The 13,756-nt window shown below is 62.7% G+C and carries 14 protein-coding genes; 5 read left to right on the top strand and 9 right to left on the bottom strand.

All coding sequences use genetic code 11. The features are described 5' to 3' along the window. Window position 1: 1 nt before the first annotated feature. The 4 genes from GL4_RS09435 to folK all read right to left on the bottom strand — a co-directional run bounded on the left by GL4_RS09435 (window position 2) and on the right by folK (window position 4,034). A complete protein-coding gene (locus GL4_RS09435; protein WP_156137496.1) occupies window positions 2-568 on the bottom strand; it encodes a DUF2062 domain-containing protein in 567 nt (188 codons plus the stop codon). Window positions 569-639: 71 nt separating this feature from the next. Continuing rightward, window positions 640-2,865, bottom strand: a complete 2,226-nt coding sequence (locus GL4_RS09430) for a RelA/SpoT family protein (protein ID WP_045366921.1) — start codon at window positions 2,863-2,865, stop codon at window positions 640-642. 143 nt (window positions 2,866-3,008) lie between these two features. Next, entirely contained in the window at window positions 3,009-3,419 is a 411-nt protein-coding gene (gene rpoZ / locus GL4_RS09425) for a DNA-directed RNA polymerase subunit omega (protein ID WP_045366919.1), read from the bottom strand. Window positions 3,420-3,467: 48 nt separating this feature from the next. Next, window positions 3,468-4,034 carry a 2-amino-4-hydroxy-6-hydroxymethyldihydropteridine diphosphokinase gene (gene folK / locus GL4_RS09420; RefSeq protein WP_082025597.1) on the bottom strand — a complete coding sequence of 189 codons (567 nt, stop codon included), beginning with the start codon at window positions 4,032-4,034 and terminating at the stop codon, window positions 3,468-3,470. 98 nt (window positions 4,035-4,132) lie between these two features. Here folK and GL4_RS09415 point away from each other — a divergent pair, with 98 nt between their 5' ends. From GL4_RS09415 to GL4_RS09405, 3 genes are all read left to right on the top strand, one after another. Continuing rightward, window positions 4,133-4,753 carry a LabA-like NYN domain-containing protein gene (locus tag GL4_RS09415; RefSeq protein WP_045366917.1) on the top strand — a complete coding sequence of 207 codons (621 nt, stop codon included), beginning with the start codon at window positions 4,133-4,135 and terminating at the stop codon, window positions 4,751-4,753. Between the two features lie 123 nt (window positions 4,754-4,876). Further along, complete coding sequence (locus GL4_RS09410) at window positions 4,877-5,527, top strand: uracil-DNA glycosylase (protein ID WP_045366915.1); 651 nt, start codon at window positions 4,877-4,879, stop codon at window positions 5,525-5,527. A gap of 84 nt (window positions 5,528-5,611) precedes the next feature. Next, window positions 5,612-6,019, top strand: a complete 408-nt coding sequence (locus GL4_RS09405) for a DUF3775 domain-containing protein (protein ID WP_045366913.1) — start codon at window positions 5,612-5,614, stop codon at window positions 6,017-6,019. A 40-nt stretch (window positions 6,020-6,059) separates the two neighbouring features. On the opposite strand, the gene GL4_RS09400 is transcribed toward GL4_RS09405, so the two are convergent. Genes GL4_RS09400 through dapA form a run of 3 tightly spaced genes read right to left on the bottom strand, consistent with a single transcriptional unit; the run spans window position 6,060 to window position 7,966 of the window. Then, a complete protein-coding gene (locus tag GL4_RS09400; RefSeq protein ID WP_045366911.1) occupies window positions 6,060-6,578 on the bottom strand; it encodes a peroxiredoxin in 519 nt (172 codons plus the stop codon). A gap of 17 nt (window positions 6,579-6,595) precedes the next feature. Continuing rightward, window positions 6,596-7,066 (bottom strand): SsrA-binding protein SmpB, encoded by a 471-nt coding sequence (gene smpB, locus GL4_RS09395; protein ID WP_045366909.1) that lies wholly within the window; start codon window positions 7,064-7,066, stop codon window positions 6,596-6,598. A 21-nt stretch (window positions 7,067-7,087) separates the two neighbouring features. Continuing rightward, on the bottom strand, window positions 7,088-7,966 hold the full coding sequence (dapA, locus tag GL4_RS09390; protein WP_045366907.1) for a 4-hydroxy-tetrahydrodipicolinate synthase: 879 nt from the start codon (window positions 7,964-7,966) through the stop codon (window positions 7,088-7,090). A gap of 393 nt (window positions 7,967-8,359) precedes the next feature. Between dapA and GL4_RS09385 the strand changes: the two genes are divergently transcribed. Together GL4_RS09385 and GL4_RS17510 are read left to right on the top strand one after the other, a co-directional pair. After that, window positions 8,360-11,053 (top strand): lytic transglycosylase domain-containing protein, encoded by a 2,694-nt coding sequence (locus GL4_RS09385; protein WP_045366906.1) that lies wholly within the window; start codon window positions 8,360-8,362, stop codon window positions 11,051-11,053. Window positions 11,054-11,187: 134 nt separating this feature from the next. Continuing rightward, the gene (locus tag GL4_RS17510) at window positions 11,188-12,075 is read left to right on the top strand and encodes an alpha/beta fold hydrolase (protein ID WP_045366904.1); all 888 of its coding nucleotides are present in this window, start codon (window positions 11,188-11,190) and stop codon (window positions 12,073-12,075) included. Between the two features lie 32 nt (window positions 12,076-12,107). Here GL4_RS17510 and GL4_RS17505 read toward each other — a convergent pair whose 3' ends face one another. Together GL4_RS17505 and GL4_RS17210 are read right to left on the bottom strand one after the other, a co-directional pair. After that, on the bottom strand, window positions 12,108-13,160 hold the full coding sequence (locus GL4_RS17505; protein ID WP_045366902.1) for a hypothetical protein: 1,053 nt from the start codon (window positions 13,158-13,160) through the stop codon (window positions 12,108-12,110). Window positions 13,161-13,502: 342 nt separating this feature from the next. Continuing rightward, window positions 13,503-13,643, bottom strand: coding sequence for a DUF3096 domain-containing protein (locus GL4_RS17210; RefSeq protein ID WP_082025595.1), 141 nt, complete (start codon window positions 13,641-13,643; stop codon window positions 13,503-13,505). Window positions 13,644-13,756: the final 113 nt, after the last annotated feature.

Here is a 13,756-nt window from a genome sequence, read left to right as displayed (position 1 = left end):
CTCACACGACCTCGTTCGCGGAGCGAAGATCGCGGCGCCGATGCTGGTAGGCATTCACGGCGGGCCTCACCAAGGCATAGCACAGCGCGGCCAGCACAATGCCGATGGGTATCGAACCGAGCGTCATCGGCTTTAAAAGCGTCCAGATCTGCTCGGTTTGGAAGATGCCGGCCGAAAGATCGAGTTCGACCTTGTTCTCGCCCCGGCCCAACATGAGCGAGCCCACTTCGTAGCTGCTGAACCAGAACAGCGGATAGGTCAGCGGATTGCCGATGAAGGTGCCGAGCAGCGCGGCGACGATGCTGCCGCCGACGATCCACGCCAGCGTGGCGGAAAGGATCATGTGAAAGCCGATGAAAGGCGTGCAGGAGATGAATACACCGGCGGCGAAGCCTAAGGCGACCGCATGGGGCGTCGCGCTCAAGCGGCGCACCCGGTGTACGACATAGCGTGTCGAGCGGCCCCAACTGCGGCGCGGCCACAACGACACCCGAACCCGGTTCAGCCAACTTTCCGCCTCACGGCGCTTGAACAGCATCTCTACCTCGTTGCAGGCGAAAACCCGCATTCGTGCCTACGGGCGCGTGACCTAACATATTTGGGGTTATTTGGCGCTTTGCGCCAGTATCTTGCGGGCCGTTAGTCTTCCGATCTCGTGGCGCTGCTAACGACATCTCGGGCGCGCAAGCCGGTCAGAATCTCGTTGAGATGCTGCAGATCCCACACATCCACGTCGATCAGCATCTCCGTGTAGTCGGCGACCTGGTTGGTCATCTTGATATTTTGGATATTGCCGTCCACTTCGCCGATCACCGTCGCGATCTGGGCCAGACTGCCCGGCTCGTTCATGGCCGTCACCGCAATTTTGGCGGGGAAGCGCTGGGGATTGTCCTCGTCGATGTCCCAGGTGACATCGATCCACCGTTCGGGCTCGTCGTCGAACGCCTGCAGTGCGGCGGCATGAATCGGATAGATCGTGATCCCGTGTCCCGGCGATAGAATCCCGACGATGCGGTCGCCGGGGACGGCCCCACCATCGGCAAAGTGCACGGGAAGTCCGCTCTTCAGACCGCGGATCGGGATGCTTTCCGGGCCCGCGTGACTTTCACTGCGCTCCTTGCCCGCTGAGCCCGGCCAGCGGAATTTCAGTCCCATGACCTTGCCGAGACCGAACCAACCTTCCTCGCTGCGCTTCACCTGACGGCGGCGCTTGGGCATGGGGCCGGCGATTTCCTCCGGAAAGGCCGCGCGAAACACATCACCCGATGACAGCTCGCCTCGGCCCACGGCGGTCACCACGTCTTCGGCCGTCTTTTGCGACAAGCGCGGCAATGCCTTGGCGATCGCCTCCTCGCTGAAGGTCTGACCGTGCCGGCGGAAGGCCCGATCCAGGATCTCCCGGCCGAGCTTGTCGTATTGGAGGCGCACGGCGTCGCGCGAGGCCCGGCGGATGGCGGACCGGGCCTTGCCGGTGACCGCCAAGCGCTCCCAGGCCACGGGCGGCGACTGGGCTTCGGAACAGACGATTTCGACCTCGTCGCCATTCCGCAGCGTCGAGGCGAGCGGCATGGGTCGACCGTTGATCTTGGCGCCAACGGCCGTGTTGCCCACCTGGGTGTGGACGGCATAGGCAAAGTCGATGCAATTGGCGCCGCGCGGGAGCGCGATCAGCCGTCCCTTGGGCGTGAAGCAGAAGACCTGGTCGTGGAAGAGCTCGAGCTTGGTGTGCTCCAGAAATTCTTCCGGGTTGTCGCCTTCGAGCAGAATACCAACCAGATGGGTCAACCACCTGTATGCGCTTGAATCTTGAGCTGGGACCCGCTTGCCGCTGCCCCCCTCTTTGTAGAGCGCATGGGCCGCGACGCCGTACTCGGCGATCGAGTGCATCTCCTCGGTCCGGATCTGCAGTTCCACGCGCTGATGCTTGGGGCCGACGATCGTCGTGTGGATGGACTGATAGTCGTTCTGCTTGGGATTGGAGATGTAGTCCTTGAAGCGCCCCGGCACGGTGTGCCAGGTCGTGTGAACTACCGCCAGCGCCCGGTAGCAGTCCGGAACCTTGGGAACGACGATGCGGAAGGCATATATGTCAGACAGTTGCTCAAGGGAGATCTGCTTCCGCTCCATCTTGCTCCAAATGGCGTAGGGCTTCTTCTCCCGCCCGGCGACGATGGCCTTCACCCGCGCGGCCTTGAGCTTCGACGTCAGCGCGCCCTGAATCTCGTCGATGAGGCCCTGGTTGTCCTGGCGCAGGGCCCGCAGCCGCTCGGATACAGTGGCGTAGGCCTCCGGGTTCAGCCAGCGGAACGACAAATCCTCGAGCTCTTCGCGCAGCCATTGCATGCCCATGCGGCCGGCAAGCGGGGCGTAGATGTCCATCGTCTCTTCGGCGATGGTCCGGCGCTTGGCCGGCTTCATGTGCTCGAGCGTCCGCATATTGTGCAGGCGGTCGGCGAGCTTCACGAGGAGAACCCGGATGTCGCTCGAGATGGCGAGGAGAAGTTTGCGGAAATTCTCCGCCTGCTCCGCCTTCTTGGTGACGAGGTCGAGCTTCTTGATCTTGGTGAGGCCGTCGACCAGCGTGCCGATTTCCGCGCCGAACAGCGCATCGATTTCGCTGCGCGTCGCCTCGGTATCCTCAATCGTGTCGTGCAGAAGCGCCGTGGCGATCGTCGCATCGTCCAGGCGCATGTCGGCCAGAATCGCCGCTACTTCCAGCGGGTGCGAAAAATATGGCGCCCCGGACGCACGCTTCTGATTGCCGTGCGCCTTCATCGCATAGACATAGGCGCGATTCAGCAAGGCCTCGTTGGCCGAGGGCTGATAGCTCAGTATGCGTTCAACTAGTTCGTATTGGCGGGTCATCTCAGCCCGCCAGAATGGCGCGCCAGACCGTGGCAGCACAAGGCCCTAGGAGAACCAGAGTTGCCGCAAATCTAATGTCGCGTATGAGAACGAGGTCCGGCGAGGGCTGCGGTGCGTCATCTCGCCGGTGTCTTGTCTGTCCGCTAACGCGCGCGCGGTCCCGCATTGGAGCCATCCGAAGGCGCCTGGGTCGCCATGCGGCGCAGAAGCTCTTCTTCGGTCATCCGGTCGATCTGGGTGTCGGTGGACTGATCGTCCTGACCGAGAACCGGCATACGCGCATCCTGCGTGAGAGCGGGAACGGCTTCGGCCTCGGGCTCGTCCACTTCCACGTATTTCTGCATGGAGTGGATAAAATCTTCCTTGAGGTCGTCCGGGGTGAACTTCTTTTCGGCGATCTCGCGCAGGGCAACGACGGGGTTCTTGTCATTGTCGCGCGGCACGGTCAGCTGAGCACCGGCCGAGATGGTGCGGGCGCGGTGGCTGGCCAGAAGTACGAGCTCGAAGCGGTTTTCAATCTTGTCGACGCAGTCCTCGACGGTGACGCGAGCCATCTGAAAATCCTTTTGGAATGGGAGGAATTTGGACTCTATGTATGCAAATCAGGCGCTCGTGGCAAGTCGTGTCTCGGGAGCCAGGACCCTGAGAACCTGCCCTTCCCACCCTTGCGCGACACGCCGCCACAGGGCCGAGACCGACTCCTTTGTCACCGGATGGCGCCAATGCGGCGCCACATCCAGGAGCGGACGGAGCACAAAGGGGCGCTTTTCGATCCAGGGATGGGGCAAAACCAACGGGCGCGGTCCGGCCCGGGAGAATCGCGGCGCGGCGCCCTGCCAGTTCTGGACGCGCCCCTTGAAGTCCAGAATGTCCAGGTCGAGGCTCCGCGGTCCCCAAGGACTTCCGCCTCGACGCCCGGCGGCCCGCTCGATCTGTTTCAGCCGGCGCAGCAAAGCGTCCGGAGGCATCGCCGTCTCGATAAGCGCGACCGCGTTCACATAAGGCGGCTGGCCCGCGCGGCCCACAGCCGCCGTCTCGTAGAAGTCCGAGACCCTGAGGAGCGTAACGCCCTTGTCGTCAAGTTCGCGCAGCGCCCGATTGAGCGTGTCGGAGGGCACACCCCACGGCCCCGGATAGTTCGCCCCCATTCCGACCAGTATCTGAGACATTGCGACCAATTGCGGAGCCTCCGCCCCTAAACGAAAGTAACTCGTTGTACGCGTTTGTTTTCCCGTACCAACACGTAATTTGATCGTTAGGACCCGTGATGCACTTCTATCCGACGGAACGGATTGCTTTGTTTATCGACGGCGCGAATCTGTACGCCGCTTCAAAGACCCTTTCCTTCGATATCGACTACAAGCGGCTGCTGGCGCTATTCCGCTCCAAAGGACAGCTTGTGCGCGCGCTCTACTACACGGCCCTGGCCGAGGATCAGGAATATTCCTCGATACGTCCGCTGATCGATTGGCTCGACTACAACGGCTACACCATGGTGACGAAGCCGACCAAAGAGTTTGTCGACGCCACGGGGCGGCGCAAGGTCAAAGGCAATATGGACATCGAGCTCGCCGTCGATGCCATGGAGCTCGCCGAGCATTTGGATCACCTCGTGATTTTCTCGGGCGACGGTGACTTTCGCTCCCTGGTCGAGTCCCTGCAGCACAAAGGCAAGCGCGTCAGCGTGATATCGTCGCTCTCGACCAATCCACCCATGGTCGCGGACGAGCTGCGTCGGCAGGCGGATCAATTCATCGACCTGGCCGACCTGCAGCACGAGATTGGCCGCACGACCTCAGATCGCTCCCAGCGCCGCCGGCTGGACAACGAGTCGGAAGCCACGGAAGCCACGGAAGCCTACGACCCGTCCGATTTCGTCGAGACCTGAGCCGACCACGCACCTGCCCTGACGCCCGGTGTCGCCTTACGCGTTATCCCCATGCACGTTGCTCTCTCGCAGCCGCAAGGCTACCCATGGCAACTCCCAAGTCTTCAAGGTGCTTCGCCGCGCATGGTGCCTGTCAACGAAATTGCCGAGCCAAAGACGGATTGCGCGTTGTGCGAACGCCTGGTCGCGTTCCGCCACGAGAATGCGGCGGCCCATCCGGACTGGTTCAACGGCGCGGTCCCGTCCTTCGGGCCGGATACCGCGCGGCTGCTCATCGTGGGCCTGGCACCCGGACTGAAAGGCGCAAACAGGACGGGGCGACCGTTTTGGGGCGACTTCGCCGGCGACCTTCTCTATCCCACCCTCCTGAAGACGGGCCTCGCCCAAGGCGAGCACGACGTCCTGAGACCCGAAGCGCTCAACCTCGTCGATTGCATGATCACCAACGCCGTGCGCTGCGTCCCGCCGCAAAACAAACCGACGGGCAGCGAGATCAAGTGCTGCCGCCAGTTTCTCGAAGGGCGGAAGGCGGCCCTGCCGAATTTGCGCGCGCTTTTGGCCATCGGTCGCGTTGCCCATGACAGCATCCTGACGAGCTTCGCAGTCAAAAAGCGGGATTATCCGTTCGCCCACGGGGCCCGGCATGAACTGCCCGGCGGCCTCCTTCTGTTCGACACGTTTCATTGCTCGCGCCTCAACACCAATACGGGACGGCTGACCCCGGAAATGTTCGAACAGGTCGTCGCGGATGCGGCAGCAAGTCTGAGAGACTGAGTTGCTGGCATGGGCTAACTCAGGCATGGTTTCGGTGTAGACGCGACGCCCTAGCAGAAGGAGCCGGTCTTCGGCGCAGATCCTATGGCAGGCTTGGAGATATCACCGACCAAGGTCGGCTTTGTCATCGTCAAGGCACGGGAATACGACGCGAAAGTCGGCGCCTGGGACGACGGCGACTCGTCTGACCACGACGCCGACTCCATCCTCGAGGATTTCGCGGACGACTCCACTGTCGCCGAATTGCGGAGCTTCATTCAGGATATGAACGTCGACGAGCAGGTCAGCCTGGTCGCGCTGGCCTGGATCGGCCGGGGCTCCTTTGCCGCCGACGAACTCGAGGACGCGTTGGAGACCGCCCGCGCGGAGCACAACAAGCGTACGGCCGATTACCTTTTGGGCATGCCGCTGCTCTCGGATTATCTCGAAGAGGGTCTCAGCGCCTTGGGTTATTCCGTCGAGGATGCCGAAGACGACGCAATGGGCGACTGAGTTCCTTGCGACTGACGACCCGGATTAGACGGCCCTTCCCTTACCCTCTCGATTTCAGCCAATCGACGATTTCGGCCGCGTGCGCTTCCGGGTCCGCGACGGGAAAAAAGACATGCTCGACCTGCCCGTCCAACACTACGAAGGTGAGTCGTTTCAGATAGGTCTCCGAACCGGCTTCGAAAGTGGGTAAATGAAGCGCGTGCCGCAACGCGCCACCCGCATCGCTCAGAATCGGAAACGGCAGTTCGAGACGCAGCGCCATTTCGCGCTGAAACGCCGTGCTCTGTCCGCTGACCGCAAATAGGCGCGCGCCGGCATGAGAGATGAGTTCAAACATCTCGCGGAACCCTTCTAGCTCCGGCGTGGAGCCGTGGGCGCCTGGGATGTCGTCCCAGCCCGGCGGGTTGGGGATGCCGTCCCGGCCGGTCCAGGGATAGACTGCGACGATGCTGCGTCCGGGCAGCGTCGCGAGGCAGATGTGAGAGCCGTCCGTCGCCGGCAGCGTCACCGCGGGAAGCGGCAGGCCCGGCGTCAATTGGATCGGTCCTCGTTCGTTCACAACATGAACTCCAGCGCTTAGCCCTTGTCGCGCAATAGCCGGCCCTTTTGCCTGTTCCAATCGCGCGCCTTCTCGGTCTCGCGCTTGTCGTGCACCTTCTTGCCGCGCCCGAGCCCCAGCAGAAGCTTGGCGATGCCCCGCGCGTTGAAGTAGAGGCGCAACGGCACGAGCGCCATGCCCTGGCGCTGAATAGCCTCAAGCAGCCGCGCCATCTCCTTCTTGTGCAGAAGTAGCTTGCGGTGCCGCGTGGGCTCGTGGCCGAACCGGGCAGCGCCCTTGTACTCATCGATACGGGAGTTGATCAGGTAGAGCTCGCCGTTCTCGTTGGACGCGTACGACTCCGCGATATTGGCCTTGCCCGTGCGCAGGGATTTCACCTCCGACCCGGTAAGGACTATGCCGGCTTCGATCGTATCTTCGATTTCGTAATTGAAGCGGGCCCGCCGGTTCTCGGCGACGAGCTTTCCGCTCTCGCGTTTCGGCGCCATGGTTTGGGCCCTTCCAAGATCCTAGATGGGCTTCAGGCCGGCGGCCTCGATGGCCGCGTCGACACGGGCTCGCGTCGCATCGGTGATGGGCGCGAGCGGCAGGCGCGTCGCGCTTCCGCACACGCCCAGCTTCTCGGCAGCATACTTCACCGGTCCCGGGTTCGACTCCACGAACAAGGCTTCATGCAATGGCATAAGCCGGTCCTGCAACTCCAAAGCCCGCTTGAAGTTTCCCGCAAGGCAAGCGAGCTGGAATTCGGAACAGAGCGCAGGCGCGATATTGGACGTCACCGAAATGCACCCCACCCCGCCGTGCGCCATGAAGCCCAGCGCGGTGGCGTCTTCGCCGGAGAGCTGAATGAACTCGTGGCCCATGGCCGCCCGCTGCTGGCTGACGCGCGCGAGATTGGCCGTCGCGTCCTTCACCCCGACGATGTTCTTCAGCTTGAATAGCCGCGCCATGGTCTCCACCGACATGTCCACGATGCTGCGGCCTGGGATGTTGTAGATGACAATCGGGATGTCAGCGGCCGCGTTGACGGCCTCGTAGTGCAAATAAAGGCCCTCTTGAGTCGGCTTGTTGTAATACGGCGTCACGACCAGCGCGCCGTCGGCGCCGGCCGCCTTGGCATGGCGCGTCAGTTCGACGGCTTCGGCCGTCGAGTTGGAGCCGGTTCCGGCGATCACGGGCACTCGGCCCGCCGCGGCCTCAATGCATAGCTCGATGACGCGGCGGTGTTCGTCATGATCGAGAGTCGGCGATTCGCCGGTCGTTCCGCACGGCACGAGCCCGTGCGTGCCCTGGTCGATCTGCCACTCCACAAGTTTGCGGAAGGCGGCCTCGTCCACGGAACCGTCCTTGAAGGGCGTGATGAGGGCCGTAATCGAACCCTGAAACATCGGCATAGTCACAACTCAAACTCCTTGGCGCGATCGGAGGCGCGGAGGCAATTGTTCGTTTCATTATCTCTCGGTGGGCCGGGACAATAGGAGGTCGGGATTGGCCGGGCAAGCGGGCCATTGCGGATATCGGACGGCACGCAGGGCACAAACAGGCCACTGGCACGATGCGGCGCCCTACATGATATAAGTGCCCTGCATTGGCGTGTTAGCATGCCCTGTTGGCAAGGAGCCTTGCCTTTCCAGGCGCAGCGCAGTCATCTTTCCGCCGAAATCTTTGAGACAGTGTAGACTTTCGTTAAACTGCGCGGACTTTACCCGCCGCGGCTCCTGGGTAGTGGGGGACGTTTTAAGCGCTGGGCGCGGGTCGTAGCCGGTAACAAATCGCCGATCATGAAACGCACATACGCGTACAATTTTGCGCTTCTCATGGCCTTTGCTTGGGCCATTCCAACGTGCGCGATCGCGAAATCGGAATCCGTCGCACTTCCGGAGCGTAACCCCGACCGGCCGGCAACGGTTCCCGCCGATCCGGAGTCGGCCTCGGCCGCCGCCGACCCTGCGGCCCCTCAAGCACAGATGCCCAAGTCGGCTGCGGAGCCGAAGCTCCGAGGCCCCATCGAAGCGACGGCGGGTACGGCCATTCCGAAGTCCTCGGCCGCACAGCCGGCTCCGACTGCAGTCGGCGCCACACCTCAGAACCAGACAACGGCGACGAAGGCTTCTCCCCAGACCGGCGGAACCACGACGATGGCCGCGGTGCCGGAACCCTCCGCCGCTCCCGAGCGCACTGAGGAGCCGGCGCAGTCCGCGGAAAAAACCGACAAGCCTGCCGCCGACGGTTCCGAGGCCGCAAGCGAGTCCCCGGACGAGCCCGCGGGCGACAAGACGGACACGGCGGAAAAGACCGACGACGCGGCGGACGACAAGAGCGACGACGCCGAAAAGATGGCCGCAGCGCCCGCGTCGTTCATGCCGGACACCGTGCCCGAACCCGACATTCATCCGCGCCGCGACACAACGTTCCCGCCGGCGCCTGAACCCGCGCTCGATTATGCTTCGATCCTTAAGCCGCTGCTCGACTACGAACTCAGCAGTTCCGATGCCAACCGTGTCCGCTTCGTGATGCGGCATCAGGGAACGATCGACGATACGCTGGCGAAGATCGACGATCCGGCCGCGCGCGACTTCGCGCTCTGGTACCGTTTTTCCTACACGAAGAGCACCTATCTCGAGGCCGAGGCGGTGGAGGCCTATCGCAAAACCCATCCGATGTGGCCTCGCCTCGAGACGTTGCGCGAGAAAGCCGAAGCGTCGCTATTCCTCTCCGACGCCTCGCCGGAACGTATCAAGGCGTTCTTCAAGAAGTCCAAACCTCAGACCGGCGCAGGCCGGGCAGCCCTTGCCAGCGTGTATCTGAAGGAAGGCGACAAGGAGCGCGCCGAGGAGGCCGTGGATGCGGCCTGGCGTGAGGACGATCTCGGCGAGGATACCGAAAAGAAGATCCTCAGCGAGTTCGGCGACATGCTCGATGCCGAGGACCACCGCGCCCGGATCGACGTCCTGCTCTACCCGGACAAGTCGGATATGTGCAGCGCTGCCTTGCGCGTGGCGAAGAACCTGCCGGAAGCAGAGCAGAAGAAGGTCCAGGCGCGCGTTGCCGTGGTCAAGCGCAACGACAATGCCGGCAAGCTCCTCAAGGCGCTGCCGGCCGATGCGGTCAAATCCGATCTCGGGCTGCGCTTCAACAATATCCAATGGCTGCGCCGGACGATGGACAAGGAGCAGCGGCTCACCGCCTGGAAGCTCTTGTTGGACGTACCGTTGGAACCGCACCTCCTGCTCGACATGAAGGAGTGGTGGATCGAGCGCCGGGTCAACGTCCGGGCCGCGCTGAACGACGGACAGCCGCGTACCGCATACGAAATCGCTGCCAAGCACGGACTGGCAGCAGAGCGGCATAAGCTCGCCGACGAGTATGTGGAGGCCGAGTTCCTGGCCGGCTGGGTGGCGCTGCGCTATCTCGACGAGCCGCAAACGGCCCTGCGCCACTTCATCTCCATGCGCCGCGCTGCGACCGATTCACGGGACATCTCCCGCTCCGAGTATTGGCTCGGGCGCACGGCCCTCGTGCTCGGTGATCGCGGGTCGGCCGCCGTTCACTTCCACGTTGCCGCCAAGTATCCGCAATATTTCTACGGCCAACTCGGCCGTCAGGCGCTCGATCCGCGCCCTGCCCGGCTCGACGTCACGGCCACGCCGGTGCCTACTCAGAAAGACATCGACAAGTTCATGTCGAACAACGCGGTCCGCGCCCTCGGAGTGGCTCGCGCCGTCGGTGTGGATTGGGTGACGCCGCAATTCCTGCTTTCGCTTTCGCGTACGCTCGAAACGGCACCTGAAGTCGTCTTGCTGGCAGAATACGCCAAAGCCGTCGGCCATAAGCAAATGGCCCTGCGCCTGTCCAAGATCGCCTTCAACCGCGACCTCCCCATGGGCGACTACGCGTTGCCCGTCGGGGTCATGCCCAACTACAAGAGCCTGCTGGACGAACGGGTCGATCCGGCCCTGGTCCATGCCCTCTCCCGTCAGGAGAGCGAGTTCAACGCCGCTGCGCAAAGCCCTGTCGGCGCGAGCGGCCTGATGCAGCTCATGCCGGCCACCGCACGGGGCGTGGCGCGCCGCTACAAGGTCGCTTACTCCAAGTCGAAGCTGACGAACCCGGCGTACAACACGCAGCTTGGCGAAGCGTTCCTCAGCGACCTGATCAACAGCTACGACGGTTCCTACTTCATGGCTCTAGCGGCCTACAACGCCGGTCCCGGCCGCGTGAAGGAGTGGGTCGGGATCTACGGCGACCCCAGAGATCCCGATGTGGACCCGGTCGACTGGATCGAGCGCATCCCATTCACGGAGACTCGGCGCTACGTCATCAAGATCATGGAGACGCTGCAGCTCTATCGCTCCCGCCTCGCCGGTCCTGAAAAAGCCCTCCACCTGGTCCAGGATCTCAACAGGGGGCGCCGCGTGCCTCCTTCCGAGACCGCTTCGGTCCAGCCGGTCTCAACCACGGCAAAAACACCTTAAGGGACCGCCAAGCCGCTTGCGCAGTTGACTTCTTAAGCATTGATCCGCCATCAAGGTACCGAAAGCGAGCGATGCGTTCCGGTACGCATTGTACGGGTTACACTGAGGGTGCTTCCCCCAATTGGCGATGGACTATGCTTGATCTTCAGACCAAGCCTTGGCACGACATCCACTATGCCTCGTCGGACGACTTGAGGCTGTACGCGCGCCACTACCCGGCTCCGGACGAACGTTATCGCAGTGTCGTCTGCCTCGCAGGGCTGACCCGCAATTCGCGGGACTTCCATACCCTGGCCACCTATCTCTCCACCCATCCCGAAACGCCCCGGAATGTCTATTGCCTCGACTATCGCGGACGCGGTCAGTCGGAGTTCGATTCGAACTGGCGCAACTACATGCCCAACGTGGAGTTGGACGACGTCCTCGACTTCCTGACCATTCAGGGCCTGCACCAGGTCGGAATCGTTGGGACGTCCCGGGGCGGAATCGTCACCATGCTCATGGCGGCCGCGCGGCCGACCGTCATGGGACCAGTCGTTCTCAACGACATCGGTCCGGTGATCGAGACGAGAGGCCTTGCGCGGATCGTGAACTATGTCCGGCGCATGCCGACGCCAAAGACGTGGGCGGACGCCATGCAGATCATGCGGGATATTAACGAGCGCGGGTTCCCGGGCAATACGGACGCCCAGTGGGACCAGATGGCCCGCAGCGTTTTCGAAGAGCGCAAAGGGCGCCTCGTTCTGTCCTACGACCGCAAGCTCGCCAAGGCCATGAGCACGATCGACCTCAGCCGGCCCTTCCCGCCCCTTTGGCCGGAATTCATCGCCCTGAGCAAGATGCCCACCTTTGTCATTCGCGGCGAGTATTCGGATATTCTCAGTGCCGAAACGCTGAACGAGATGGTCGAGCGCCACCCCAACCTGCGCTCCATGACGATTCCGGAACAAGGACATGCGCCGACGCTGGCCGAGCGGGATCAGATCGAGGCCATCGCGTCGTTTTTCGCGGTGAACGATTAGGGGCGACCGAGCCCCGCGTCAGTGTCTCTGTGTCAGCGTCCGTTGCCGAGCGGAATCAGCGGAGGCAGCGAGCCGCTGCGCCAGCGGGTGCCCTGCTCGGACGGCACTTTGATCCGTGGAATGATCGTGGCCGCGACGTCCTGTGCTGTTTCCAAGTCGGTACCCAGATTCAGGTGAGAGGCGGCTTCCTTCCACTTGATGCTCTCGGACGTCGAGAACCGTTCGGGCAGATCACGCCGGAGTTGGGACGACACTGCGACGGCGGTACCGTGATCGGGCGCGATGCCTTCGATGCTCACCGCCACGCCGGTAAGCGCGACTTTGCCGGTCTCGAGCCGCGACAGGGCCCGCAGGGCGGCGGCGACCGCCTGGTCCCAATTCTTCGGCGCACCGGAGGCCACTTCCAATCGATCGTCCAGACCCGGCCGCTCGAACAACTGCCTGGAGAGATCGCGAACGTTCTTACGCGCGCCCTCGCTCGGTACGCTTCCCGCCAGGCTCAAAGCGTTGGGCCCAAGGTCGGCCTGAAACACGAACGGGTCGGCGACCGGCGGACGGACGGTGTTGTTCTTGATGGTCAGCCCGGCGGGCAATGTCCCGGCCAAAGCCTTTTTGAGTTTTCCATACTGTTCGGCATTAGCCGCTTCGCCGCTTAAGGTCAGTGCGCCGCCCTCGACGAGCACTTTTCCCCTCGACATCAGCGACAGCTGCTGCAGACCGAAACTGACCCCCGCAAGCCACTGTTCGCGCGGCTGACCGGTCTCGGCGACGGCCACCTTGTCCTCGATCGTGAGGTTCGGAAAATGCGCCTTGACCATGCCGAGTGATGTCTGCCGGTCCTCTTCGGACGGAGCGCTGCCTCGGAGCGTGAGCTTGGAGTTGTTCAGATTAGCGAACCAGCTTTCATCGGCTGCCGTCTCGGCGGCATTCTTGTTTGCCGCCTTGGCCCGTGGCTTCGCATCCGGTTTCGGCGGCGACTTCTCGATGGTTTCTTCGCGGGCGTCCGTGTCGGCAGCCGCGAACGTATTCGCCGACGGAAGCACGAGCAGCCCGAACAGTCCACCCAGCGCGAGCGTCAAGGTCATGGCCGCGGCACACCTACGCGCACCACTCCCGTGCCAGGGGCAAACTCGACTCGCTCGGCCCATCACTCGCTTCATATCCTCATTATCGCAACGAGCTATCGTCAGATACTCGCGCGCACCCACGCGCGCTGAGCGCCGATCGCCCTCGAACAGACTGTGTAACGTTTACCCGATCCTGGCCGGCACCCCGCTCGGCCCGAGATTCGGTTGAGTGAAAAATATAGGCGATGCCGACAGCCGGTTCCAGAGCGCAGTTCGTCTGCCCGATTCTCAAAGAGTGGAAAAGCACCCTAGCAACAGGGGTGCTTTCCGCCTCTCCAATCTGTCGTTACTGCAGCTAAACTATTGCAGGTGCTGCGCAAGACCGATGATGCCAATCGCGATCAGGTAGATCGCAACGACATAGTTGAGAATTCTAGGCATTAGCAAAATGAGAATACCCGCGACTAGTGCAATAAGCGGATTCAGAAGTACAGGATCCATGGCTTTTAGTTTGACCTCCCCCAGTTGAGCGCATTCGCGCGGCGTCCGGTGCGCCAAGCATAAGCGATCGATTGCCGATTGTCCCCGCAGGAACGATAGGGAAACCACAAAGA

The organism is Methyloceanibacter caenitepidi, from assembly GCF_000828475.1.
Lineage (GTDB): Bacteria > Pseudomonadota > Alphaproteobacteria > Rhizobiales > Methyloligellaceae > Methyloceanibacter > Methyloceanibacter caenitepidi.
The sequence above is the reverse complement of the archived record's forward strand: the minus strand, read 5'-3'. Positions and strand labels throughout refer to the sequence as shown.